The 24,730-nt window shown below is 70.4% G+C and carries 21 protein-coding genes and 2 pseudogenes; 12 read left to right on the top strand and 11 right to left on the bottom strand.

Going from position 1 to position 24,730, the window contains the following annotated elements; genetic code table 11:
- Positions 1–45 precede the first annotated feature (45 nt).
- The 3 genes and pseudogenes from AC1VWI_RS05420 to trhA all read right to left on the bottom strand — a co-directional run bounded on the left by AC1VWI_RS05420 (position 46) and on the right by trhA (position 2,984).
- On the bottom strand, positions 46–1,317 hold the full coding sequence (locus AC1VWI_RS05420) for a PP2C family protein-serine/threonine phosphatase (protein ID WP_499509768.1): 1,272 nt from the start codon (positions 1,315–1,317) through the stop codon (positions 46–48).
- A 301-nt stretch (positions 1,318–1,618) separates the two neighbouring features.
- The gene (locus tag AC1VWI_RS05415) at positions 1,619–2,074 is read right to left on the bottom strand and encodes an SRPBCC family protein (protein ID WP_499509767.1); all 456 of its coding nucleotides are present in this window, start codon (positions 2,072–2,074) and stop codon (positions 1,619–1,621) included.
- A gap of 253 nt (positions 2,075–2,327) precedes the next feature.
- A pseudogene (gene trhA, locus AC1VWI_RS05410) lies at positions 2,328–2,984 on the bottom strand (PAQR family membrane homeostasis protein TrhA).
- Between the two features lie 452 nt (positions 2,985–3,436).
- On the opposite strand from trhA, the gene AC1VWI_RS05405 reads away from it, so the two are divergent.
- Entirely contained in the window at positions 3,437–4,180 is a 744-nt protein-coding gene (locus AC1VWI_RS05405; protein WP_499509766.1) for a histone protein, read from the top strand.
- Positions 4,181–4,184: 4 nt separating this feature from the next.
- Positions 4,185–5,360 (top strand): SRPBCC family protein, encoded by a 1,176-nt coding sequence (locus tag AC1VWI_RS05400; protein ID WP_499509765.1) that lies wholly within the window; start codon positions 4,185–4,187, stop codon positions 5,358–5,360.
- A 27-nt stretch (positions 5,361–5,387) separates the two neighbouring features.
- Here the strand turns inward: AC1VWI_RS05400 and AC1VWI_RS05395 are convergent, their stop codons facing one another.
- A complete protein-coding gene (locus AC1VWI_RS05395) occupies positions 5,388–6,221 on the bottom strand; it encodes a SigB/SigF/SigG family RNA polymerase sigma factor (protein WP_499516725.1) in 834 nt (277 codons plus the stop codon).
- Positions 6,222–6,693: 472 nt separating this feature from the next.
- Between AC1VWI_RS05395 and AC1VWI_RS05390 the strand changes: the two genes are divergently transcribed.
- A complete protein-coding gene (locus AC1VWI_RS05390) occupies positions 6,694–7,749 on the top strand; it encodes a PP2C family protein-serine/threonine phosphatase (RefSeq protein WP_499509764.1) in 1,056 nt (351 codons plus the stop codon).
- On the opposite strand, the gene AC1VWI_RS05385 is transcribed toward AC1VWI_RS05390, so the two are convergent.
- Complete coding sequence (locus AC1VWI_RS05385) at positions 7,750–8,757, bottom strand: helix-turn-helix domain-containing protein (protein WP_499509763.1); 1,008 nt, start codon at positions 8,755–8,757, stop codon at positions 7,750–7,752.
- 429 nt (positions 8,758–9,186) lie between these two features.
- Here AC1VWI_RS05385 and AC1VWI_RS05380 point away from each other — a divergent pair, with 429 nt between their 5' ends.
- The 5 genes from AC1VWI_RS05380 to AC1VWI_RS05360 all read left to right on the top strand — a co-directional run bounded on the left by AC1VWI_RS05380 (position 9,187) and on the right by AC1VWI_RS05360 (position 14,832).
- Positions 9,187–9,354, top strand: a complete 168-nt coding sequence (locus tag AC1VWI_RS05380) for a GNAT family N-acetyltransferase (RefSeq protein ID WP_499509762.1) — start codon at positions 9,187–9,189, stop codon at positions 9,352–9,354.
- Between the two features lie 91 nt (positions 9,355–9,445).
- Entirely contained in the window at positions 9,446–10,057 is a 612-nt protein-coding gene (locus AC1VWI_RS05375; protein WP_499509761.1) for a hypothetical protein, read from the top strand.
- A gap of 199 nt (positions 10,058–10,256) precedes the next feature.
- Entirely contained in the window at positions 10,257–11,750 is a 1,494-nt protein-coding gene (locus tag AC1VWI_RS05370) for a PepSY-associated TM helix domain-containing protein (RefSeq protein WP_499509760.1), read from the top strand.
- A 215-nt stretch (positions 11,751–11,965) separates the two neighbouring features.
- Positions 11,966–12,484 (top strand): SRPBCC family protein, encoded by a 519-nt coding sequence (locus AC1VWI_RS05365; protein WP_499509759.1) that lies wholly within the window; start codon positions 11,966–11,968, stop codon positions 12,482–12,484.
- Positions 12,485–12,519: 35 nt separating this feature from the next.
- Entirely contained in the window at positions 12,520–14,832 is a 2,313-nt protein-coding gene (locus AC1VWI_RS05360) for an FdhF/YdeP family oxidoreductase (protein ID WP_499509758.1), read from the top strand.
- Between the two features lie 28 nt (positions 14,833–14,860).
- Here the strand turns inward: AC1VWI_RS05360 and AC1VWI_RS05355 are convergent, their stop codons facing one another.
- Positions 14,861–15,340, bottom strand: a complete 480-nt coding sequence (locus AC1VWI_RS05355; RefSeq protein ID WP_499509757.1) for a GNAT family N-acetyltransferase — start codon at positions 15,338–15,340, stop codon at positions 14,861–14,863.
- Between the two features lie 98 nt (positions 15,341–15,438).
- Positions 15,439–15,558: pseudogene (locus AC1VWI_RS05350) on the bottom strand (Fe-Mn family superoxide dismutase); the annotation flags it as partial.
- Between the two features lie 112 nt (positions 15,559–15,670).
- On the opposite strand from AC1VWI_RS05350, the gene AC1VWI_RS05345 reads away from it, so the two are divergent.
- On the top strand, positions 15,671–15,898 hold the full coding sequence (locus tag AC1VWI_RS05345) for a hypothetical protein (RefSeq protein ID WP_499509756.1): 228 nt from the start codon (positions 15,671–15,673) through the stop codon (positions 15,896–15,898).
- Between the two features lie 57 nt (positions 15,899–15,955).
- Complete coding sequence (locus tag AC1VWI_RS05340; protein ID WP_499509755.1) at positions 15,956–16,798, top strand: SDR family NAD(P)-dependent oxidoreductase; 843 nt, start codon at positions 15,956–15,958, stop codon at positions 16,796–16,798.
- A gap of 66 nt (positions 16,799–16,864) precedes the next feature.
- On the opposite strand, the gene AC1VWI_RS05335 is transcribed toward AC1VWI_RS05340, so the two are convergent.
- Entirely contained in the window at positions 16,865–20,245 is a 3,381-nt protein-coding gene (locus tag AC1VWI_RS05335; RefSeq protein WP_499509754.1) for a S8 family peptidase, read from the bottom strand.
- Positions 20,246–20,813: 568 nt separating this feature from the next.
- Here AC1VWI_RS05335 and AC1VWI_RS05330 point away from each other — a divergent pair.
- Positions 20,814–21,023, top strand: coding sequence for a hypothetical protein (locus AC1VWI_RS05330; protein ID WP_499509753.1), 210 nt, complete (start codon positions 20,814–20,816; stop codon positions 21,021–21,023).
- Positions 21,024–21,323: 300 nt separating this feature from the next.
- Here the strand turns inward: AC1VWI_RS05330 and AC1VWI_RS05325 are convergent, their stop codons facing one another.
- Complete coding sequence (locus tag AC1VWI_RS05325; protein ID WP_499509752.1) at positions 21,324–21,605, bottom strand: peptidoglycan-binding domain-containing protein; 282 nt, start codon at positions 21,603–21,605, stop codon at positions 21,324–21,326.
- Positions 21,606–22,089: 484 nt separating this feature from the next.
- Between AC1VWI_RS05325 and AC1VWI_RS05320 the strand changes: the two genes are divergently transcribed.
- Positions 22,090–22,527 carry a glutaredoxin domain-containing protein gene (locus AC1VWI_RS05320; RefSeq protein ID WP_499509751.1) on the top strand — a complete coding sequence of 146 codons (438 nt, stop codon included), beginning with the start codon at positions 22,090–22,092 and terminating at the stop codon, positions 22,525–22,527.
- Between the two features lie 26 nt (positions 22,528–22,553).
- On the opposite strand, the gene AC1VWI_RS05315 is transcribed toward AC1VWI_RS05320, so the two are convergent.
- Positions 22,554–23,588, bottom strand: a complete 1,035-nt coding sequence (locus tag AC1VWI_RS05315; protein WP_499509750.1) for a magnesium and cobalt transport protein CorA — start codon at positions 23,586–23,588, stop codon at positions 22,554–22,556.
- A gap of 342 nt (positions 23,589–23,930) precedes the next feature.
- On the bottom strand, positions 23,931–24,596 hold the full coding sequence (locus tag AC1VWI_RS05310; protein WP_499509749.1) for a nitroreductase: 666 nt from the start codon (positions 24,594–24,596) through the stop codon (positions 23,931–23,933).
- Between the last annotated feature and the right edge of the window lie 134 nt (positions 24,597–24,730).

Genomic DNA, 24,730 nt, shown 5'->3' with positions numbered 1-24,730 from the left:
CGCGCTGGGACACCGGCAAGGCCGCCCGCTCTGTCCCACGCCCCGTCAGGGACGCGGGGGGACGCGCAGGGCGAGGAGGGCGGTGTCGTCGCTGGCCCAGTCACCCGTGTGCTCGGCGATGAGGTCGCCGAGGTGGGTGACGATGCCCCGCGCATCCATTCCTCGGCAGCCGGCGAAGGCGGCGGCCAGTGCTTCCTCGCCGAACTGCGGTCGGGCGCCGGAAGATGCGGTGCGACGGGCCCGGGCCTCGGTGGCGCCGTCGGTGTAGAGCAGCAGGGCGTCGCCCGGGGCCAGCCGGAACGGGACGTCGGTCAGCCTGACGTCGGCGAGGATGCCCAGCAGGCTTCCGGACCGTCCGACTTCCTGGATGCGGCCGTTGGCCCTGCGGATCAGGGCCGGGGGGTGTCCAGCGGTGCACAGCCGCCCCGCGATTCCCACGGGTGTGGTGCGGAAAGTGGCATAGACGGCGGTCAGGAACCGCTCTCCCTTGCGCTGCTCCATGAGGGCGGAGTTGAGGTGATCGAGCACTGAGGCGGGGGACTTGTGCTGGGTGGCCTCGGCGCGCAGGGTGTAGCGGGCCAGGGCGGTGACCTTGGCCGCTTCGGTGCCCTTCCCGCACACGTCGCCCATCACGGTGCACCACCAAGGCCCCTTGGCCCGGAAAAGGTCGTAGAAGTCGCCCACCACGGCGCTGCCACCGGCCGCCGGCAAGTACGAGGCGGCCGTCTCCAGGCCGGGGACCTTCTGCAGTACCGGGGGCAGCAGGCTGTCCTGGAGGCTGCGGGCCAGCGTGCTTGCGGTCTCCAGGGCGTCCTGGGCAACGGCCAGCGAGGTGCGCAGGTTGATCTCGTTGCTGGCCGCGCGGGCGATCGTGGCCAGTTCGGCCAGTTCCTGGGGCTGCCAGGCGTGCGGATTCTCATCCACCACGCTCATGCTGCCCAGCACCTCCCCGCCCGGGGCGAGGATCGGGTACCCGGCCCAGGCTCCGATCTTCATCCGGGTGACCGCGGGATGGCCGCTCGTGCGGGGGTCGGCAGCGGCGTCCGCGACCACGAACGGCTCCCCGTGCCGGCCGACCACAAAGAGGCAGAAACTCTCCTGGACGGGGATCTGCCGCTCGGCCACCTCCCCGGCGTCCACCCCGACGCAGGACTTCCAGAACGAACGACGCTCGTCGACCAGGGTGATGAATGCCCGCCCGCAGCCGGTCACCGAGGCCGCGAGCTGGGCCAGGTCGTCGAATGCCGCCTCGGGGCCGGTGTCCAGCAACCCGGTCGCCTCCACCGCGGCCAGCCGCCGTCGGTCGGACAGTGCCACGGGCAGGCCGTCGGGCCGCGTCTCGCCTGGGATCGCGAGGCCCTCATGCAAACGTCTCCGTGCCCCCACGACCGCCTCCGGTACGTCAGAAAGTGTTGGATCGATCGCACACCGTCATCGACTGGACGGTCACACGACCACCGTAGCCACCAGCGGTCCGGCGCCGGGGACAAGGAGGACGATTGCCGGTGTGGGGCGGCGGTGCTGCCGTCCATGGGACCACCATGGAGGCTCGTGTCCTCGCTGCGAACAGGGAGGCCTCGGAGCACCGTCAGTGCCGGCACGCGCACGCGGCCGCGGGTCAGCTCGCCTTCTCCCGCTCGCGGACGTCGTTCTCCACGGCGTCGGCCAGCCTGCCGAGCATGCTGCGGTGGCGGAGCTGGATCAATGCGTCAAGCGCCGCGTTGTGGAGAAGGCCGCCAGGGCCCCGCAGCGGATGTTCGTCGAGGATGATCAGGGTGTCCTCGCCCCATGGACGGAGCTCGATCGCGATGCGCGCGGTGCCGAGCCATCCGGCCTCGGCCTCCAGTTCCAGTTGCCGGGGCGGCCGGCAGACGCGGACGACCGTCTGCCCCTTTGCGACCAGGGGTCCCACGTTCACGCTGTACTCGATGGAGGACCCGACGTGCGGCCACCGGTCGTCGCTCTGTTGGGAATGCGAGGGGCCGACGACCCACTCGCCGTAGCGCGAGCCGTCGGCGAGGGCGGCCCACACCTCCTCTGGGGATCCGCCCACCAAACGGTGCTGTACGGCCATGAACTCCTCCCGTATAGGCTTGTCACTGCTGATCAGAGGCCGGAATCCACTCCTGCGTGAAGGCGTACGTCCCCTTGCTGCCGGGCCCCCGGCTGCGGCTGCCGGAAGGGATCGACGCTGTGGACAGCCTGGGCCCGCCCGGTCGGGGCCCGGGCCTCGTGGGGGTATTCACACGGCCGGCCGGGCGGACACTTCCCACGCTACGCTCCACGGACCCCGCTGCGCATGCCAGGAACCGCAGGTCACATGCCGGTCAGACGGCGGGCAGGGCGATCGCCGCGTAGTGGGTCGTGAAAGCAGCCAGGGTGAAGGTGTGGAACACCTCGTGGAACCCGAACCAGCGCGGAGAGGGGTCGGGTCGCTTCGTCGCGTACACCACTGCGCCTGCGGTGTAGAGAACTCCGCCGGTGACGATCAGGACCACGACCACGGGCCCGCCGACGCGCAGGAAGTCCGGTAGGAGGAAAGCGCCGGATCAGCCGAGCGCAAGGTAGCAGGGGGTGGACAGCCAGCGGGGTGCCCCCACCCACAGCACCCGGAAGGCGACTCCGGCGAGCGCGCCGGCCCACATGAGTCCCAGCAGGACGGCTCGTCTGTGCTGGGGAAGAAGGACCACGGTCAGGGGTGTGTAGGTGCCGGCGATGATGACGAAGATGTTGGCGTGGTCCAGTCGGCGCAGGACCGCCTCCCCGCGAGGACGCCAGGTGCCGCGGTGGTAGAGCGCGCTGGTGCCGAACAGCAGCCACGCGGAGGCGGAGTAGATCCCACAGGCGAGCGTCGTCAGAGTTGTGCGTGCAAGGCAGATCAGCGCGATGCCCGCGATCAGTGAGGCCGGAAACATACCGGCGTGCAACCAGCCACGGAGTCTCGGTTTCAGCGGTTCCATGGCCCCGGCGGCCGCCTCCGCCATCTCGCCGACCTGGTGGGCGGCCCCCGCGGCTCCGCGTCCGGTCGCCTCGGCGAGACCGACCGCTCGCTGGCGCGTCCCCTTTGCCCTGTGACCAGGAACTGCGCTGGTGGGCACGGCGTGGGCTGTGAAGTCCGGCTGCCTCAGAGGCCGCTGGACGTCATCTGCGCACATGCATCCCATGCTAGGAGCCCGCCCACGTCGGCGCATGAGGTGGCAAGGCCACTCACGGACCGCGGAGGCGCGGATCGGGTGGCCGCCATTCTCCATGGCGTTCCGCCCTCCGCATGCGCCTGCTGACGTCACAACCCAGACTGGAGATAGCGGAGCGAGCAGCGCGGCCACTGCGCGCCACCCCGTGCGGACGCTTCGCCCTGACGAGCGAGCCCCCGTTCCCGGCGACGGCGGGCGCCAGCCGGAACACCAGCTCGGTAACCCTCTCGAAGGGAAACTCGATGAACGACGTACCCAAAGTCGCTCTTGCTGTCGCGGTCGCCGGAGGTTACATCCTCGGCCGGACCAAGAAGGGGCGGCTGGCCTTCGGCATCGCGACCTACCTGGCCGGACGGCGGGTCGGCCTCGAACCCCAACAGCTGCTGACGGAAGGGGTCAAGAGGCTGCGTGAACTTCCTCAATTCGAAGAACTCAGCGAGCAGCTACGCGGTGAGGCTTTGAAAGCCGGCCGCCAGGCGATGGGCGCGGTTGCCGACCGCAAGCTCTCGGCGCTGGCCGACTCCCTGCAAGCACGTACTGAGCGCATAGGCAAGCGCAAGGAAGAGGAGCCGGAAGAGGAGGAGCCCGAGGACGAATACGAGGAGGAAGAGGAGGAGCCCGAGGAGGAGCCCGAGGAGGAGGAAGAAGAAGAGGAGGAGACATCCGAGGGTGAGGCAGAGACGGAAGAGGAGGAGCCGGAGAAGCCCGAGCCCAGGCGCCGCCGGCCAGCTCGCAAGGACGCGGACCGGGATGAGGGTGCGCGCGGTGGTGGTGGAACCCGCCGCCCCGCCAAGGCGGCTCCCCACAAGGCGCCGGCCAGGAAGACAACAGGGAAGAAGACGGCGCCCGCGAAGAAGACGACGGCGGCGAAGAAGTCCTCCGCTCCCGCGAAGAAGACGGCAGTTGCGAAGAAGGCCTCCGCTCCGGCCAAGAGGACGGCGGCGAAGAAGACGGCGGCGAAGAAGGCATCCACACGGCGGAGGTAGGCCCATGGCCGGCACGACACGCGAAGGCGAACAGGGCTCGGGGCTCGACCAGTTGCGCGGCGCGTTCACGAGCTTCCTGGGGGCCCAGGTACAGAATCTGGCGGACAAGGCCACGGACAAACTCGGCGACGTCACCAGCGGGCTCCAGGGTGTGGCTGACGGGGGCGGCGTGCTCCCCAAGGCGGGCCTGCGAATGCTCCAAGGGGACTCACCGGTGAAGGCTCTGATCGGTGAGAAGGCGAAGAGCATCAAGGACAACGTCGTCGACAAGGTCAAGGGGGTGTTCGGCGGCGGAGGGGGCAAGGGCCGTAAGTCCGGTACGCCCAAGGTCATGAACATCATTGAAGTACTGGACGTGGGCGTGCCGTTGCGCTTCGCCTACGACCACTGGACTCAGTACGAGAAGTTCAGCAGCTTCACCAAGGGCGTCCGCAGCGCGTCACGGGGCAAGGAGGCGGACAGCGACTGGAAGGTCAAGGTGGGTCCGTCGACCCGCGGGTGGAAGGCCACGACGCAGGAGCAGGTGCCGGACGAACGCATCGTCTGGACCTCGGAGGGTGCCAAGGGCACCACGCGCGGTTGCGTGAGCTTCCACGAATTGGCACCCAGCCTCACCCGCATCGTGCTCGTGGTCGAGTACTACCCCTCTGGCCTCTTCGAGAAGACCGGAAACGTCTGGCGCGCGCAAGGGCGTCGTCTGCGCCTGGACTTCAAGCACTTCCAGCGTTACGTGACCCTTACCGACGAGGAAGCGGACGGCTGGCGCGGCGAGATCCGCGACGGCGAAGTGGTCCGGACGCACGAGGAAGCCATCGAGGAAGAAGAGCAGGCCGCCGAAGAGGAAGGCGCGGAGGAGCCTGACGAGTACGAAGGCGAGGACGAGTACCCCGAGGGCGAAGAGGGGGAGGAAGAGGAAGAGGAGGGCGAGTACCCCGAGGACGAAGAGGAAGAGGAGGGCGAGTACGCCGAGGGCGAAGAGGGCGACGAAGAGGAAGACGAAGAGGAAGAGGAGGGCGAGTACCCCGAGGACGAAGAGGAGGGCGACGAAGAGGAAGACGAAGAGGAAGAGGAGGACGAGTACCCCGAGGACGAAGCAGAGGAGGGCGAGGAAGAAGAGGACGAAGAGCAGAGTCCTGATCGCTCCTCCGAGCGGGCACGTGGCGGCCGCAGGCGGCGATGATCAGTCACCCCCCAGGAGGACGCGGGCTCAGGAGTCGGTGAGCATCTCCGCACGGAGCTTGGACAGCAGCCGCGAGAGCAGCCGGGACACGTGCATCTGGGAGAGCCCGAGTTCGACGCCGATCGGGGACTGGGTCAACTCCCGGCCGAACCGCATCTGCAAGAGGACACGTTCGCGCTCACCCAACTGGTCCAGCATGGGGGCGAGCGCCCGCAGGTCCTCGACCTTCTCGATCGCCGGATCGCAGGCACCTATCGTGTCGGCGTTGGAGCGGATGCCACCCTCACCCTCCTCGTCAGTGGGCAGATCGAGGGAACCGGCGCTGTAGCCGTTGGCGGCGACCATACCCTCGATGACCTCCTCCTCGCCGATCTCCAGGTACGCCGCCAGTTCCGCCACACTGGGCGGGGCGTCGAGGACCGCAGTGAGGTGGTCACGAGCCTTGGCCAGCTCCACCCGCAACTCCTGCAGGCGTCGCGGCACGTGCACGGCCCAGGAGGTGTCGCGGAAGAACCGCTTCATCTCTCCGACGATGTAGGGAACGGCGAAGGTCGTGAACTCGACCTCGCGGCTCAGGTCGAACCGGTCGATGGCCTTGATCAGGCCAATGGTGCCGACCTGCAGGATGTCCTCCTGCTCCTCGGGACCGCGGCTGCGGAATCGACAGGCAGCGAAGTGGACCAGGGACACGTTCATCTCGATCAGCGTGTTGCGCGCGTAGCTGTACTCGGCTGTGCCCGCTTCAATGCTCTGCAGCCGGTCGAAGAACAGCTTCGACAACTGGCGGGCATCCTTCGGCGCGATGTGGCCGGCGTCCTCGATCCACGGCAGACCCGCGTCCTGGAGGGCCCGTGTGGGCATCGATCCCACAGGGGGCTCGATGACGTCCGTGGACTGCCGCGTGGATACCGTCACGTCATCACCCTTGAACCCCTTGGGTGAAATAGATGGCCAGTCGCCTATTTCGCCGTGGTCGATCCACCCGCGCGCCCATGGGATGCAGGCGGGCGGGGGGATCGGCCAACCGGCCTCGCGCCACAGCAGCGTGTGCAGCAGTACGAGCATCGCGTGACGAGGCCTCAGCACCGCCTGTCGCTCCCGGCCTGCCGTCGGCGACGTCTTTCCTGCACGAGTCGCGGGCCGCCTTCGAGGCGCCACCCTCTGGATGCTGCGTGCATGGTCAAGATCTCATGCGCCGCCGCGCAAGCTTCGCCGCTCTGCCTCGCCTACGGTCGTGGCGCGACGACCACCGGACCCCCGATGAGCGTCCGCCCCGGCGGCCGCCGCAGCCTCCCACCAACAAGGCGGGCGCATGGGAAAGGAGAGGTGCGGCATGACCGATCTCGAGCAATTCGACGAGATGCCAGTGGTACGGCTCGTACCCATCGCGGGGGCATTGCTGGGGGTACTCACGATCTGCGCGGCCGTTCCCTTGCGCGGTCGGGTGAGGACCGCCTGCCGTCTCCTGCAGCTGGTTGCGGCACCGGCGGCGGCCGTGGCATGCGGCAGGCTGCTCCGGCTGTACCGCCGGCGGGTGGCCAGTGCCCTCGCCGTCTCCGACGCCGTGCAGGATGTGCTGCTGCGACCGCTTCCCTCGCGCGTCGGCGGCCTCGATGTCGCTTCCGTCTACCGCGCCTGCGGCGGACAAGTCCGGGTGGGCGGGGACCTCTACGCGGTCGCCCGGGCCGACGCGGCGACCCGCATCATCATCGCCGACGTCCGGGGGAGAGGACTGCCCTCGTTCCTCGACGTCATCGCCATCCTCGGAGCCTTTCGCGAATGGGCGCCGCAGCCGGTCTCCCTGGTCGAGCTGTCCACCCGCCTGGAGGAGAGTTTCCTGCGGTACCTGGCCGACGCGGACGACGACGCACGCTGCGACGCGGACGAACGCTTCGCGACGGCACTGATCCTGGAGGTGCCGGACGGTGAGCCCGGCGCCCGCATGGTCAACTTCGGCCATCCGCCCCCGGTGCGGGCACGCCCGGGAGAACTGGTCCTGCTGCCCGGCACGCCCTGCCCGCCGCTCGGGCTCAGCCCGCTGTGCGACATCCGCGCCCATGAGAACGCCTTCGAACTCGGCCCCCAAGACACGCTGTTGCTGTACACCGACGGTCTCATCGAGGCCCGTGACTGCAGCGGGATCTCCTTCCCGCTCCTGGAACGCGCCACCTCGTGGACGTGGCATGACCAGCACCGTTTCTGTCATGAGCGCCTGCACAACGTCCTGGCGGAGATCCTCGAGGACATCGTCGCTCATTGCGGTGCCCTGCCGGCCGACGATCTCGCGATGATCGCGCTGGCCCGCCACGGAGAGGGGGGCGGCGCGGTCCTTCCCTGCCCGGCGGACCCCGACCCGTCGGAAGGCGTCAGGCCCATGCGGCGGCGCTGATCACGAACGGCGCCTCGTCGTAGCCGCCGGTCGAGCGTGCCAGGGAAGGTCGGCGAGGGCCATGCGGCGCCACGCGGCCGGGGAGATGCCGTAGGCGGCACGAAAGGTCCGGCTGAAGTGTGCGGGACTGGCGAAACCCCATCGCTGCGCAATCGTCGCCACCGTCAACCCGGCCAGGTCAGGACGTGCGAGATCCTCGCGGCAGGCTTCCAGCCGCTGGTGGTGGATCCATCGGCTGACGGTCATTTCCTCGCCCTGGAACAACTTGTGCAGATAGCGCACGGAGATGTGGTGCGCGGCCGCGATCACGGCCGGAGAGAGTTCCGGTCGGCCGAGGTGGGCCTTGATGTAGTCGCGCACGAGCAGCCGCATCGTCTCCTCGGCGGTGGGCGTGACCTCCGCGTTGAGTCGGCCGTCGTGTGCCACCAGCGCGGTCAGCACGTCGAGCATCCCCCGCTCCAGGTGCTGCTGCGCTCCTGCCAGGCAGGTCTCGGACTCCGCCGCCGCGGCGAGCCTGGTCACGTACGCGGCGAGGATTCCGCCGATGTAGTGGGTCGGGCGATACGCCTGCCCGGTGACGCGGGCCAGATGCGCATCGGGAAGGTCCAGCATCTCGAGTGGGATGGAGGCGATGTTCTGACGGAAGCTGCCGGGAAAGTCCCTGAAGAAGGGTCGCCGGGAGTCGAGCAGGACCAGTTCCCCGGGGGTGAGGAGGGTCTCGCGCCCGTCCTGCGCCACGACGCTGCTGCCTGCTTCCTGCAGGCTCACGATGAGCGCGTTGCCGGTGTCGTTGGCGATGATCCCTCTGGTCCGGGCCATCCGTTGAGGGCTTGCCTCGACGTGGCCCACATGGATGGCACCGACCGAGGCCAACCACAGGGACCCGCACAACGTGCCGTCCTCTGGAGGCCGGATCTCAAGCCTGGTGACTGCCTGGTGGACTGCGTCCGTCCAGTACTCCGCCTTCTCGTGGGGCGGAAGGATGTTCGTGCGAAATGCCTGGTTCACGATGTCACCGCGTCAGCGAAAGCAAAATCTGATGACGGCCCGGGCACTTTCGGTGACGTGCCCGAGGCTGCCGCCAGCTCCAACAGGGGCATGCTAAATCGTTTCACCCGGATATGGGTCGAATCGAGAAAATACTGCGGTTTGTCCGCAGGGCACGCTCTTGCGATCCCTCGGGCGACTTGCTTGCCGCGTCAAGCAATATGTAGGGTTATTGCATCAACCTGCGGGGAGGTCATGGGCGCGATCGGGCGGAGAGCGCCTGCCGCCAGGTTGTGGGGATGGAGCGGCCCGCCGGTACCCGGCGGGCCGCCCGCATGTCGCCGGGCCGCGCCGGAGCAAGTTGCGCCGGGGCCGACCTCCCGTCCCCACGAAGCAGGGTGCGGTGCGGGCCCTTCCGCTGGGAAGGGCTCGGCCGGTGCTCGTGGCTCCGTGGGACGGGTCCTCGTCGTCGTCCACGAGGGGCACGTCGCGGGTGTCATCGGCGCCCGCCGGCTCATGCCCCAGCACTACGGGGTCCGGCGCGGGCACCGCGGTCGGGGCTACGGCCGCGCGCTGTGGTGGGCGGCGATGGACTGGGGGAGCGTCCACGGAGCCTGACGGCGCGTAGCTAGCACAGGCCCTCGTGCGCCGTCGGTGCTTCCGCGTGCCCCATCCCTCATTCGGGTGGTCAATGGCATCATTGCTGCCCATGACATCCGGGCCCGCCTTCCGCCTCGCGCGTGCCGCGGTGTTCGCGGCCGTGTGCGTGGCGGTGACGGGTCTCGGACACGCCCTGATGTCGCGGGCGGTTCCCGGTTGGGCGGTGGGGTACGGGTTCACCGCCACCACCGCCGGGGCGTGGTGGCTGGCGGGTCGCCGTGAGCGCGGTGCCCCGGCGGTCATGGTGGCGACCGTGGGGGCCCAGTTCGCCCTGCACGGCTGGTTCAGCCTCGCCCAGGCCTTTGCGGCCGCCCCCGCCGATATGACGGCCGGCCACCGGTCTTCGGCCGCTGCGGCCGCGATGCCCATGAGCACCGCCGCCATGGGCGGCTGGTCCACCGGCATGGTCTCCGCCCACGCCCTGGCCGCGGTCCTGTGCGGGCTGTGGTTGTGGCGCGGTGAGGCCGCGGCCTTCCAACTCGGCCGATCCCTGGCCGCTTTCGTCTTCGCTCCACTGCGCCGGGCCTCGCACGTCCGAGCCGTCGTCACCTCACCCGCCCCCGCGACGCCCGCGTCCTTCCACGTCCCCCCACGCCTGGACCACCAGGCGACCCTGTGGCACAGCGTCACACGGCGCGGCCCCCCGCAGCCGGCGATCTGATCCTGACCGTCCGTCACGCCCCGTCGTGGTGACGGACGCAGTCCGGCGTGCCCACGTACACCGTCCGCCCGGCGCATCCACGCGCGCCCGGTGCCGGAACGGCGGGCCCGTCACGCCGTACCGCCGTGAAGGCGGACCGAATCGTCGACTTCACGAGCGCCCGCGCCCAGCGCGCCGGGCGCCGATTGGGGATGCACGCATGACTTCGACACAGGAACAAACGCCAAGAGACGACCGCGACGGAGCCGCGGTGGCCGTCGCGGAGGCCGACGGCCCCGCCGTACCGCGGCCCACCTCGGGGACCGGTCCCGTACAACCCGGCCGTTCGTGGAAGGGCGTCCGGGCGCTGCTCGTACGGCTGCACTTCTACGCGGGGGTGTTCGTCGCCCCCTTCCTGCTCGTGGCCGCCCTGACGGGGCTGGCCTACACCTTCACGCCCCAGCTCGACCAGCTCGTCTACGGCGACCAGCTCAGCGTGGCGAAGGCCGGCGACGAACCGCGCCCCCTGGCGGAGCAGATCGCCGCCGCCCGGGCGGCCCACCCGGAGGGCACGCTGTCCTCGGTGATCACTCCGTCCGGCCCGGAGGAGACCACGCGGGTGGTGCTGTCGCTGCCGGAGCTGGGCGAGAACCAGCGCACGGTGTTCGTGGACCCGTACACGGCCGAGGTCAGGGGTGAGCTGACCACGTGGTACGGCTCGACGCCGCTGACCACCTGGCTGGACGACCTGCACCGCAACCTGCACCTCGGTGAGACCGGGCGTCTGTACTCGGAGGTCGCCGCGAGCTGGCTGTGGGTGATCGTGGCAGGGGGCCTCGTCCTGTGGCTGGGGCGCGCCCGCGGGCAGCGTGCCACGTCGGCGCGCGGTGCGCTGCTGCCCGACCGCTCCGCCCGGGGCGTACGGCGTACCCGCAGCTGGCACGCGGCCACGGGCGTCTGGATCGCCGTCGGCCTGCTCGCTCTCAGCGCCACCGGTCTGACCTGGTCCCACTACGCCGGTGACCGGTTCGGGCAGCTGCTGGACGCGGCCAAGGGACACGCCCCCGAGCTGGTCACCTCGCTGCCCGGCGGAGCCGAGGCGACGGAGGGCGAGCACGCGGGGCACGCCGGACACGGCACGGACCAGGGCGCGGCGTCGGCGGACCCCGCCGACTTCGACGCGGTCCTCGGGGTGGCCCGCGACGCCGGGCTGGGCGGCCGGGTGGAGCTGACGCCGCCCACGGACGACGCGGCCGCCTGGACCGTGGCGCAGGACGACGACCTCTGGCCGGTCCACTACGACCAGGTCGCCGTCGACGCCGCCAAGGGCGAGGTCACCTCGGAGAGCAGGTGGGCCGACTACCCGGTCCTGGCCAAGCTCAGCAAGCTCGGCGTCCAGGGCCACATGGGCCTGCTGTTCGGCATCGTCAACCAGATCCTGCTGGCCCTGATCGCGCTCGGCCTGATCGCCGTCATCGTGTGGGGCTACCGGATGTGGTGGCAGCGCCGGCCCACGCGTGGCGACCGCACGGCGGCACTCGGCAAGGCCCCGGCACGGGGGACCTGGCGGCAGCTGCCCCTGCCGGTGCTGATCATCGGCGTCCCGGCCGTCGCCGCTCTCGGCTGGGCCCTGCCACTCCTGGGCGTCACGCTGCTCGGATTCCTCGTCGTCGACACGGCGGTCGGGTTCGTCCGGCGGAACCGCACCGCCTAGCGTCGAAGGGGAGACGCAACGTCAACTGCCTCCGGTCCGGCGCGCCCACTGTGCCGGACCGGAGGCAGTTGCGTCGTGTGGGGCAGCGCCGGACACGCGGCCGCCACCGAACGTGACGGGAGCCGGGCGCAGCGTCCCCTCACCGCGCTCACCCACATGCGACGTCCCGGCCGGGCGGTGACACTGGAGAGAGCGGCGCCTGAAGAAGGTGGGCCATGACGACCGTCGAAGAAGTGGTCGAGATCGCGGTCCCGGTACGTACCGCGTACAACCAATGGACCCAGTTCAAGAGCTTTCCGCGGTTCATGTCCGCGGTGAAGAGGGTCGAGCAGATCAACCCCTCGGTCACCCACTGGGTCATCGGGATCGGCCCGTTGCACCGGGAGTTCAAGGCGGAGATCGTCGAGCAGCAACCGGACTCCCACCTCGTCTGGCAGAGCCTGGAACGCAGCCCCTACCACCGGGGCACGGTCTCGTTCCGCCCCGCGGCGCCGGACCGCACCGAGGTGACCGTACGCATCGAGGCCACACGCCGCGGTTTCGCGGACACCGTCACGAGTGCCCTCGGCGTCACGCGCCGCGTCGTCCGCGCCGAGCTGCGCAACTTCAAGGAGTACATCGAGGGCATCGGCGAGGAGAGCGGGGCCTGGCGGGCGTCCATCCACAACGGACACGTGCAGCCGCTGGAGCCGGAACCGCCACGGAGCCGGGTCCCGCGCTGGCCGGTCGGATGAGCGATCCGCGGACGAGGGAACGAGGGACGCACGTCATGAAGAAGGCCCCCCGGGAAGAGCCGGACGAAGCGCTCGGTGTGACTCCGCCCAAGGAATGGGCCGCGGGAGTCCCCGCCGTACGGCACGCGCTGGAGTACTCCCTCGAGGAGACCTCGGTCGCGCGCACCGGAGTGACGCTGCTGACCATGAACCAGGTGGACGGCATCGACTGCCCCGGCTGCGCCTGGGCGGATCCCGCTCCCGGCCACCGGCACCGCAACGAGTACTGCGAGAACGGTGCCAAGCACATCAACGATGAGGCCACGACGCGGCGCATCCCCGTCGAGTTCTTCCGGCGGCACTCGGTCTCCGAGCTGGGACGGGGGTCGGACCTGTGGCTGAACCAGCAGGGCCGGCTCGTCGAACCGCTGGTCAAGCGGCCCGACTCCGACCACTACGAACCGATCAGCTGGCGCGACGCCTTCGAGCTGGTCGCCGCGGAGCTGAACTCGCTCGACTCACCCGACGAGGCGGTCTTCTACACCTCGGGCCGGGCCAGCAACGAGGCCGCCTTCGTCCTGCAGCTCTTCGCCAGGGCGTTCGGCACCAACAACCTGCCCGACTGCAGCAACATGTGCCACGAGTCCAGCGGCACCGCCCTGCACGAGACCCTCGGCACCGGCAAGGGAACGGTCAGCCTGGACGACCTCCACCACGCCGACCTGATCTTCCTGGTGGGCCAGAATCCGGGTACGAACCATCCGCGGCAGCTGTCCGCCCTGGAGGAGGCCAAGCGCAACGGCGCCCGCATCATCGCGGTGAACACGCTCCCGGAAGCCGGGTTGCTGCGGTTCAAGAACCCGCAGAAGCCGCGCGGGATCGTCGGACACGGCACCCAGATCGCCGACCGGTTCCTGCACATCCGCAGCGGCGGCGACCTCGCGCTGTTCCAGGGCCTCAACAGGCTCCTGCTGGAGGCCGAGGACGCCCGGCCGGGCACCGTGCTCGACCATGACTTCATCCGCTCCAGCACCAGCGGTTTCGAGGAGTTCGCGCAGCACGCCCGCGGCATCGGCTGGGAACAGGTCCTCCCCGCGACGGGACTGACCCGCGAGGAGATCGAGGACGTACGGGACGACGTCCTGCGCAGCGAGCGCGTCATCGTCTGCTGGGCCATGGGCGTGACGCAGCATCAACACGCCGTCCCCACCATCCGGGAGATCGTCAACTTCCTGCTGCTGCGAGGCAACCTCGGCAGGGCCGGGGCCGGCGCCTGCCCGGTGCGCGGACACAGCAACGTCCAGGGCGACCGCACGATGGGCATCTGGGAGCAGATGCCGGACTCCTTCCTGGACGCGCTGCAGCGGGAGTTCGGCTTCGACCCGCCACGCGCCCACGGTCTGGACTCCGTGAACTCGATCAAGGCCATGCGGGAGGGCCGCATCAAGGTCTTCCTCGCCCTCGCGGGCAACTTCGTCCGGGCCGCGCCCGACAGCGCGGTCACCGAGGAGGCCATGCGGCGATGCCGCCTGACCGCCCACATCTCCACCAAGCTCAACAGGTCGCACGCGGTCTGCGGACGGACGGCACTCATCCTGCCGACCCTGGGCCGCACCGAACGGGACGTCCAGCCCTGCGGCGAGCAGTTCGTCACCGTCGAGAACTCGATGAGCGAGGTGCACACCTCCCGAGGACGACTCGAACCGGCCTCCAAACTGCTGCTCAGCGAGATCGCCATCCTGTGCCGGCTCGCCCGGCACACCCTCGACGGCAGGACCGGCATCCCGTGGAAGCAGTTCGAGACCGACTACGGCACGATCCGCCACCGCATCGCGCACATCCTGCCGGGGCTGCACGACTTCAACCGGCGAGTCGTCCGGCCGGGCGGCATCAGGCTGCCGAACCCCGTCAACGAGGGCGTCTTCGCCACCGCCACCGGCAAGGCCATGTTCACCAGCAACGCCTGGGCCATGCCGCGGGCCCCGGACGGGCACCTGCTGCTGCAGACCCTGCGCTCCCACGACCAGTGGAACACCATCCCGTACACCAACAACGACCGGTACCGGGGCATCCACGGCAGCCGCCGCGTCGTGCTGGTCAACCCCGCGGACCTGACCGAACTCGGGCTTCGCGAAGGACAGTCGGTGGACCTGGTGAGCGTGTGGAACGATGACGTGGAGCGCCGTGCGGAGGGCTTCGAGGTGGTCCCCTACCCGACCGCGCTGGGCTGCGCCGCCGCGTACTACCCCGAGACCCAGGTCCTGGTGCCGCTGGAGAGCGTGGCCGAGACCAGCAACCAGCCGACCTCAAAGGGCATCGTCGTCCGGCTGGAACCCTCGGGTACCCGCCCGGACGCCTCGCCGCTGTGAGTGAAGCGCCAGCGGGGGCGTACGGCTCCTACACGCCGGCCGGGCGCCAGTAGAGCGAGGGGTCGGGGTGGTCGGTGAAGCCCAGGGCCCGGTAGAGCGGTTCACCGTCCTCGGACGCGTACAGGTCCACGCGGGCGACGTCGCGTTCCCGGAACCAGTCGAGCAGATCCCGCATGATGGCCCGGCTGTGGCCGCGTCGCCGGTGAGCGGGGTCGGTGACCACGCCGATGACGTGCCCGATACGGCCGTTGCGCAGGTGTGGTCCGGGCAGGCGCTGCTCGATGGTGCCGATGCCGCAGGCCGCGAGGCCTGTGGGGCCGGGGACGACGAGGATCCGCACGGTCTCCGCCGCGATCTGTTCCCTCAGGACCGAGGCAAGGGCGGTCCGCCAATCGTGGTCGCCTGACGCGGGGTTGAAGAAGTCGCCCCCGAGGGTCTCGAACAGGAGGGACCGAAGGCGTACGAGTTCCGGAACGTCCCGTTCCATGGCTTGCTGCACACGCGACATGTAAGAACCGTACACAGGGTTGGGGTGTTACGGAAAGGGTGGAAGTCGAGCGGACGGCCCCGCCCGCCGTGCGGGCGAGGCCGGATGCGCGCTGCACGTCAGGCGCCGGACGCGGCCTTCGCCGTCTCGAAGCGGGCGATGACGTCGTTCCAGTTGACGAGGTCCCAGAGCTTGGTGACGTAGTCGGGGCGGACGTTCTTGTACTGGAGGTAGCAGGCGTCGGCCAGGGCACGACCCCCCTCCTGGTCTTCGACGCCGCTTGCCGAGGGGTTCCCAGGCACGGGCGTGCGGCGGATATCGCCGCCGGGCAACCGAGCAGGAGGGGCATTCGTGGACCTGGGCGTCGTCGGGCAGGCAGCCGGGCTGTTCGCCGTCACGAACATCGACGACATGGGTGGGATGAGCGTCTACGCCGTCGTCTTCCTGGTGTTGGTGGCGGTGTGGTGCTTCGCGGGCCGGCACTTCGCCACCCGCCCGGTCATCGCGAAGGCACTCAGCCGGTGGGGTCACATCCTGCTGCCGCTCGTCCTCGTCGAGGGCGGCGCCTTCGGTGTGTGAGGCCGGTCGGGGCTGGTGCGGTCGAAGAAGACGAAGCGGCGCATTACGGTCGTAATCATGACGCAGCCATCCCAGACCCAGTCGCGTACCTGGCTGATCACCGGCGCCACCTCCGGCATCGGCCGCGAGCTGACCACGCAGGCGCTCGACGCCGGCGAGAACGTCGCCGCGCTCTCCCGCAGCACCGCGTCCCTGCACGACCTGCGTGCGGCGCACCCCGAGCGGCTGCTCCTGATCGACGCCGACGTGCGCGACCAGGAAGCGGTGACGGGGGCGGTGGAGCAGGCCGTGGACCGGTTCGGCCGGATCGACGTGGTCTCCAACAACGCGGGATACGGCCTCTTCGGCGCAGTCGAGGAGGCCACGGACGAGCAGGCCCGCGCCATCTTCGACACGAACGTCTTCGGGGTCCTGAACGTGCTCCGCGCGACCCTGCCCGTGCTGCGCGCACGGCGCTCCGGCCACATCTTCCAGGGTTCCTCGCTCTACGGGCAGTGCGCCCACTCCGGCGTCGGTCTCCTGGCGGCGACCAAGTACGCCGTCGAAGGTCTGTCGGACGCCCTCGCCGACGAGCTCGCCCCGCTCGGCATCAAGGTCACCATGGTCCAGCCCGGTCCCACCGCCACGGCCTTCCTCGACAACCTCGACGTCGCGGCCGCCATCGACGACTACGACCAGACCGTCCGCGAGGTCCAGAAGGCCATCGGCGCACAGCCCGCGTCCGCGTACGCGTCACCGGCGCGCATCGCCGCGGGCATCCGAGCAGCCGCGGACAGCGACGCCCCGCCCCTGCGACTGGCCCTCGGCGTCTTCGGCGCGGACGCCATGCGCGCCGCCCTCACCGCACGCCTGGCCGACCTGGACAGCTGGGCCGGGACGACCCGCGCGGTCGACGCGTAACCCCGGACGTCGGGAGCGGACGGGCCCCGGGCCGTCGGCCCGGGGCCCGCGCGTGGAGCGGAGTGCCTACGCGGTGGTGCGGTAGGCGCGGTAGATCGTCTGCTGCGCGGTGTTGCCGTCGGCGTCGGTGAGCACGACGCGCAGGGAGACGGTGCCCGGGCGGGCGGGGTGGCGCAGTTCGAGCCGCTCACGGTCGGTGACCTTGGCCGGCTTCCAGCTCCTGCCGCCGTCGTAGGACACCGAGAACGCCAGCTTGCGGGCGGTGCGGGCGGTGGCCGCGCCCTCGACCGTGAACGGGACGGTGAAGGCCCTGCCAGCCTTGGCCGTGCTGGCCGCTTGGAGCTTGGGCGTGAAGCGCACCGCCGACAGGGGCAGCCACGTCATGGTGTCGCCCGAGACGTGGGCGGAGCGGAAGGTCCACTCCGCGGTCACCCGGGTGCTGACCGCGGAGAGCGACGCGGCGCGGGTGACGTCCGTGGTGAGCCGGTAGGCCCGAGACCCGGCGGGCAGGGTGTGCGTGTCGCCGTCCAGGGGCGTGTCCGAGGTGAACACCGGCGTGCCGTCCGCGTACAGCGCGCTCGTGGCCTTGGTGTAGTCGCAGACGCCGACATGGCCCGCGCCGTCGGAGAACAGCGGCACGTAGGCGCTGAAGTCGTCGCCGAGACGGACCGCACCCGACGCCTTCCCACCTGCGCTGTACAGGTGCGGGCCGAAGACGCCGATGTTGAAGCGCTGCGCGTACGTCGTGCCCGCGGCGTAGGCCCTCGCCCGGGTGACGGTCTGGCCGCCGTCCCACACGGGTTCGCCGTCCGCACCCGGAGCGCCGTACTGGCCGGTGGCGTACTGCCACTTCACGCCCGGCAGGACGTAGTCGGTGACGGTGCGCGGCAGGGCGCCCTCCTCCGGGTGGAAGTCGAACCAGTTGCCGCCCGGCGTCAGGGGCGCGGCGACGAGGCTGCCGGTCTTGCCCGCGGCGGGCGCGCCGAGGGTGAGCGCGAGCTTGGCGAAGTCCTGGCGGCGCAGCTTCGCGGTGAATCCGGAGAGGTCGCCGGTGCGGTTCGAGGCCGGCCGGTAGTTCACCGTGCCGTGGGTCCACGTCCCGTTGTACTGCGCGAACGCCTCGCCTGCGGGAAGCGGGGCCCCGAGCTGCCCGACGCGCAGATTGCCGAAGCTGCCCATGTCGTAGGTGGAGGTGTAGCCGGATCCGTTGTCGCTGACGCCGAAGTTGAGTGTGGCGTCGGTGTTCTCGGCCGCGCGGTCGGGCACGGTAATCCGGACGGGCCTGGCCTTGCGGGCGTCCATGACCAGGATGGTGTCCCGGGTCAGCGGGAACTTCGGGTGCAGCAGCAGCGCCAGCTTCCCGTCGTCGGGGTCCGCCCCGGTGGAGACGCGGCCCTCGAGCGAGTAGCGGCCCTTGGGCAGCCGCACGGTGAACTCCCCGTCCGTGGGCTCGGAGTAGTCCCGCCAGATGTCGTTGTCCAGGCCGTACACGCCCGTCGCGGAATCGCCGGTGGGCCTGCCCCCCAGATCCAGGTGCCTGACCGTCAGGTTGTACGACTCCTGCTCGCGGTGCACGCCGATGGCGGTCCGCACGGAGGTCTCCCCGGCCGTCGCCGTCACGGAGCCGCCGAACGTGCCGTCGGCCGTGCCCGCGTGGCTGTCGGCGGTCACCGTGGCGGTCGCGGTGCCTACCGCCGGGATCGTGAGCCGCTTCGGCGAGACGTCGAACATGCCCTCGGCGGCCGGCTTCCCGTCCTCGCCGAACGCCTCGGTCGCCAGGTCGACGGTGACCGGGCGGTCACCGTCGTTGCGGTAGGTGACCGTCTTGGTGACGGGCTCGTCGTCCGCGTGCGGCCACCGTGCGGTGCCGAAGTCCAGCGAGGTGGGGCTGCTGGTCACGTGCTGACGTATCGCCCGCGCGATGTCGGTGCGGCCGGTGCCCTGCGCGAACGCGGCCAGGTCCGGGGTCGGCGCGGCGGAACCGGTGAGGACGGCCTTGATCCGCTCGCCGGTCCAGTCCGGGTGCTGCTGGGCCAGGATCGCGGCGGCGCCCGCCACATGCGGGGTGGCCATCGACGTACCGCTCATCGACACGTAGCCGTCGGCTGCCGGGTCGCCCTCCACGCCCTCCGCGGCCTTCGCGGCGACGATGTCCACGCCGGGGGCGGTGAGGTCGGGCTTGAGGGAGCCGTCGGCGGTCGGGCCCCGGCTGGAGAATTCCGCGATGGCGTCCGCCCGGTCCACCGCGCCCACGGTGAGCGCGGCGGCGGCGCTGCCGGGGGAACCGATCGTGCCCGCGGCGGGGCCGCCGTTGCCCGCGGCGATGACGAAGAGGGTGCCGGAGTCCGCCGACAGCTCGTTTACGGCCTGCTCGACCGGGTCGGTCTCCGGGGTGTCGTCGCTGCCGAGGCTGAGGTTGACCACCTTCGCGCCCTGGGCGACGGCCCACTGCATGCCGGCGATGATGCCCGAGGGGCTGCCCGATCCGTCGTCGCCGAGGACCTTGCCGCTGATGATGCGGGCGCCGGGCGCGACGCCCTTGTACTTCCCACCCGACCGGGCCCCGGATCCCGCGACGGTCGAGGCCACGTGCGTGCCGTGGCCCACGCGGTCGGCAGTGTCCGGGGACTCGGAGAAGTTCACCTGTGCGTCGACGCGGTCCCTCAGATCCGGGTGCGTGGCGTCCACACCGGTGTCCAGCACGGCGACGGTGACACCGGCGCCGTCGTAACCGGCCGCCCAGGCAGCGGGAGCACCGATCTGCGCCGTGCTGCGGTCCAGAGTCGCCGTGACCTTGCCGTCGAGCCAGATCTTCTCGACCTGGGCCGAGGTGGCGGCGGCGGCCGGCGAACGGGCGCTCGCGCCACCGCCGGTGAGGGTCCGCCAGAGCGTCGCGGCCTCCGACTTGCGGGCCCGCAGAGCGTCGCCGTTGATACTGGGCAGGTCGCGGGTGACGCGGGCGCCGGAGTCCGACAGCGTACGCGCCGCGACGGGACCGCCCTTGGTGTAGGTGACGATGAGCGGCAGGTCGGGCCGTGAGGAATCGTCGTACCCGAAACTCACCAGCCGTGTCACGTCGAACAGTTGCCGGTCGGCGGTGCCGTCCGCGATCAGCCGTTCGGCGTCGCGCGGCACGGCGTAGGTGTCACCGCCGGCCGCGCGGGATATGCGGAACGCCATGCCCTCCCGGCCCTCGGCGGCCGTGACGCCGACGACCTTGCCGGTGGCGTCCAGCGTCACCTTGTCGCCGGTGACGAGGGTGACCGTCCGCCGTGTGGCGTCGGAACCCGCGCCGAACGCGGCCCCAGGACGCGATCCGGTACGGGACGCGCCATCGGCCGGCGCGGCCTGGACGACGCCGACCGTTCCGCTCAGCAGGGCCGCGGCGATGGTGCTGGCGGCGAACGGGGCGAAAGCCGCAACCGGCGCTCGTCTCTTGTGTGTCAAGGCATGCCTTTCTTACCGGGCACGGCGAAGCGGCCGGTGACAGTGGAAGGGGGTGGAAGCGGAGGGGATGGGTCGTCGGGCGGGCCACCCCTTCCAGCACCGGACCCGAAGACGGACGCAGAGGTGGCCGCGGCCGGACCCCGGCGCGGCGGAGACCGTCGCCGAGCCCGGGAAGATCACGGGAGTCAGCCCGCCCACGCGGCCGGGCTCTGCCGGGAGTGATCTGCTCTCATCGGTTCCTCCCCATACGGGCCGGGCACTGGTCGCGGTCCCCTGTTACCTGTCGACCCCGTCCGCCGGGTTCCCGATCTCCCCGGACCGGTTTCCACGCACCCTCGGTCCCGCCCGTGCGCACGATCTGCCGCGCACCCTGCCGCAGGCCGCCGACCCTTCCGCCGCGCCTGGGCCTTGGGGGGCTCGCGGAGGCCCGGGCGCGGCTCCCCACCGTCAGGGCGGCGTCAGGGTTTGCCGCGGAGCGAGATCGCGGCCTGACCTGCGGGCATAGCCTCATTGCCGGACGCGGGCCCGTGCCCGCGTCGCGTATCTGCCTCGCTCCAGGAGGAACACCATGTGCCTGTACGTGTACGGGGAAGACCCCGAACCCGCCGAAACCGACCCGGCTGGGCTTTTCTACGTCCCCGCCCAGTCGGGTTCCGTCGGCTGCGCACCCCGCTACTTCACCGCCGACCGGGAGAACGCCGACGGGGCGGTGCCCGGCATCGACGGGGAGGCCGCCGTCGGCGGCCTGGCGTTGCCGTCGTCCCGGAGTCGCACATGATGCCCACGAGGTGCGACAGCCGACACCGCTGCGGCAACGGCCTCCGAACCGACCGAGTCGCCGGATTGAGATCCGTTCTTCCTGGCGTCACCTGGGGGATCGACACCGGCCGGACTGATTCCGCAGCGCGCCGACGCCTCCACTCTCGACGTGCACTACGTCCATGACGGAATCCGAGGTCGCGCAGTTCGTGGGTGACCGGCGGGGGGCCCCGAATTTCCGGCCCGATGTCTCGAACGGAGAAAAGCCCTGCGCCCGAGGGCCGATGCCACGGGGCGCAGGGAGTTGAGGCAGCTCAGGTCAGTAGCCGCCGGGTCCGTCGAATCTGAAGCATTCACCAGCCCAGGTGCCGGCGTGCAGCATCCTGTCTCGGGTGTAAGGGCCGTACTGCCCGTCGGCGGTCACGCCGATCTTCTTCTGCGTGCGCTTGAGAGCCGCCTCGGTGGCGGGGCCGAAGTCCCCGTCCCACTCGAGGTTCTCGCCGTAGCACTCGGTCATGCTGACCTGGAGCGCCCACACTCCGTCGTTCGCATAGCCTCTCTGCAGGTGGCAGCTCGTGTTGAAGCCCGAAGCCAGTGGCACCCAGGCCGTCCCTCCAGGTACCTCGAACCCGCCGTAGTTGACACAAGCCGGTGTGGCCGACGCAGGGCCCCCGGTGGCTATGACGAGGCCCGCTCCGAGAGCGACCGTCGCAAGGCCTGCCAGGAAACGATTCATCTCACCCTCCCTTGAGTCCCCGGCGCACCAGGTTGCGCTGGGGCGGGCCCGAGGATTCCAGTGCATCCCAGTCAGAGGGAAGACGAGTAACACGCCATTCAGTGGCCGAAGAAAGGCCGTTTCAGAGAGGGCAAAGGTCGGTTGCGCAGATCTTCCGCACATCGGCCATGTGATGGGCCAGTCAGGAAATAGCCAGATCCCGCCGCGGAATCCGACCGGTGCGTAGGCGGTGATTTCCGTGTCGTGCGGGCGGGCGGGAGCCTCCTCGCGGGGTGCCGGCGTACGGCGAAGCCCCAAGCGTGGCAGCCCGGTCGGGCGCGCTTTCGGCTCACGGATAGGCTGCGGCAGCATGACGCGTGCGTGGATCTTGCCAATGCTGCTCGTGGTCTGCGGCTCGGTTGTCGCGACCGGGCTGGTTCTCGGGGGGAGCCCCGGTGAGGCCGCAGCCTTCTTCGCGGGGTTCTTGCTGCTCGCGGGCGTGAACTCGCCGCTGGTCTTCCCCCGAGGCATCAGTGCGTCGGAGGCGCAGCGCCGGAGCGCGGTCGACGGCCGCCCGGTCGTCTTCTGGCGGCCCGGCTGCACGTACTGCCTCCGCCTGCGCGTCCGCCTGGGGAGGAGAGCCCACCAGTTGCACTGGGTCGACATCTGGCGCGACCCGGCTGGTGCCGCGGCGGTCAGGGCGGCCAACGACGGCAATGAGACCGTGCCGACCGTCGTCGTGGCCGGCCGGCCACATACGAACCCTGACCCTGATTGGGTGCGCGCACAGCTCACCCCGCCCGCCTGACCAGCAGCGACGGCTGCGCGGCGCGGTCAGAGCCATCTGTTGCGGCGCAGGGCCCGGTAGATGACGGTGCAGATGAGGGCGATGACGGCAAGGACTGCCGGATAGCCGTACGGGGATCTCAGCTCGGGCATGTAGTCGAAGTTCATGCCATAGATGCCGACGACCAAGGTGGGAAGGGCGACGAGGGCCGCCCAGGCGCTGATGCGCCGCATGTCGGCGTTCTGCTGGACGTTGATCTGGGCGATGCTGGCGCCGAGTATGCCGCTGACGAGTTCCTCGAAGGTGACGATCTGCTCGGCGACGCGTTGCCGGTGGTCGGCGACGTCGCGGAAGTAGGCGGGAACCTGGCCCGGCATGTGCGGGGTCGGCTGCTCGCTGAGGTGCTGCAGGGCGGGGCCGAGCGGCATCACGGCGCGCTTGAACTCCAGTAGTTCCCGTTTGAGCTGGTAGATGCGTGCGGGGTCGACGGGGCGCCCGGGGGAGAAGACCTCGCCCTCCAGGGTGTCGATGTCGCCGTCGAAGGCGTCGGCGACCTCCAGGTAGCGATCGACGACCAGGTCGGCGACCGCGTGCATGACGGCAGCCGGTCCGTGGCCCAGCTGCTGCGGGTCGGCTTCGAGTTGGCGGCGCACGCGGTCCAGGGGCGGGGCGCTGCCGTGGCGGACGGTGATGGCGAAACCGGGGCCCGCGAAGACCATGATCTCCCCGGTGTCGACGATCTTGCTGGTCGCGGTGACCTTCTCGTGGTCGACGTAGACGATGGTCTTCAGGACCAGGAACAATGTGCCGCCGTAGCGTTCCAGCTTGGGCCGCTGGTGGGCGTGGACGGCATCCTCCACGGCCAGGGGGTGCAGGTCGAAGGCGTCGGCAACCTGCTGGATCTGGTCGGCGGTGGGCTCGTACAGACCGATCCACGCGAACCGCCCGGCTTGTCCGTCCCGCCGGTCCACGAGTGCGTCCAGATCCATCCGGCCGGGCACTCGACGGCCGTCCTCGTACAGAGCGCAGTGCTCGACCGCCGACGGCAGCCAAGTGCCGTCCGCCCTGTCCTGTTGCGCCATCTGCTGTCCCCGACTCCTTGTACGAGTTCCCGCACGGCGGCGAGCCGTCGCGCGGTTCGTCCGAAGGGCCGGCCGGTTCGTGGCCGTCCCGGCGTCGCGGCACGGCCGGACCTCGTGAAGCGCATGAGCGGGATGGCGCCGACCCTCGATCGCGTGCCTTCCCCGTCCCTCCGTGTGCACGCGGACGCGAGGTGCAGGCCGGCCTGAAGGCCCCACGGACTCCCTGCCTCCGGGCCAGCCTGCACGTGTAGAGACCGGGTAGCGCGTCGTTTTGTGACACGGACCGCCCGCGGCCGGCAGTTCGACCTGACCGGCGGAAGGCCGCGTGGGGTGCTCCGCGGTCTAATCGCCGACGAACTCCACCGTCTCGGTGAGTGACGCCCGTGCCGGGCGGGGGTGACGTGCGGTGACGTCCTCGAACCCTATGGACATGCCGCAGAAGAGAACGAGCTCGTCCGGCGGAGCGAGGACCTCTGCGACGGTCTTGTGGTACTTCGCCCATGCCATCTGCGCGCAGCTGTGTAGTCCTTCGGTGCGGAGCAGCAGCATGACGGACTGCAGGTACATGCCGACGTCGGACCACTGGGGCTTGCCCATGTCGCGGTCGACGTAGCAGAACAGGGCGGCGGGTGCGCCGAAGCAGTCCCAATTGGCGGCGGCGGCCCTCTGGCGCGCCTCCAGGTCCTGGCGCTGGATCCCGAGGGCGCTGTAGCGCTGCTCCCCGAAGGCGGCCCGGCGCTCGCGGTACGGGGACTGCAGTGCCGGCGGGTACTGCTCGTACTCGGGCTCGTCCCAAGCGTCGCCCGCGATCACCCGTTCGCCGGCGCGCTTCTTGAGCTCGGCCAGCGGCCCGCCGGTCACCACGTAGACGTGCCACGGCTGCAGGTTCGACGCGGAGGGGGACCAGGCGGCGGCAGCCAGCACGCGCTCCAGCACCTCGCCGGGGACCTGCCGGTCGGTGAAGGCGCGGACTGCCCGTCGGCTCGTGACCGCCTCGTAGACATCCATGACCAACCACCTTCAATAGCGTGAACTCGCATGATTGACAGTCAAAGGAGGCGAAATGTGACACATGGGTGCCGTCCTCGTCGTGCGCGGAGCCTGTGACTGCTGCGGCTGCCCTCCGTGGAACCGGTCCGGGC

Source organism: Streptomyces sp. TOM-9, assembly GCF_056858595.1.
Note: the sequence above shows the minus strand (reverse complement) of the source record. Positions and strands in the feature narration are given on the sequence as shown.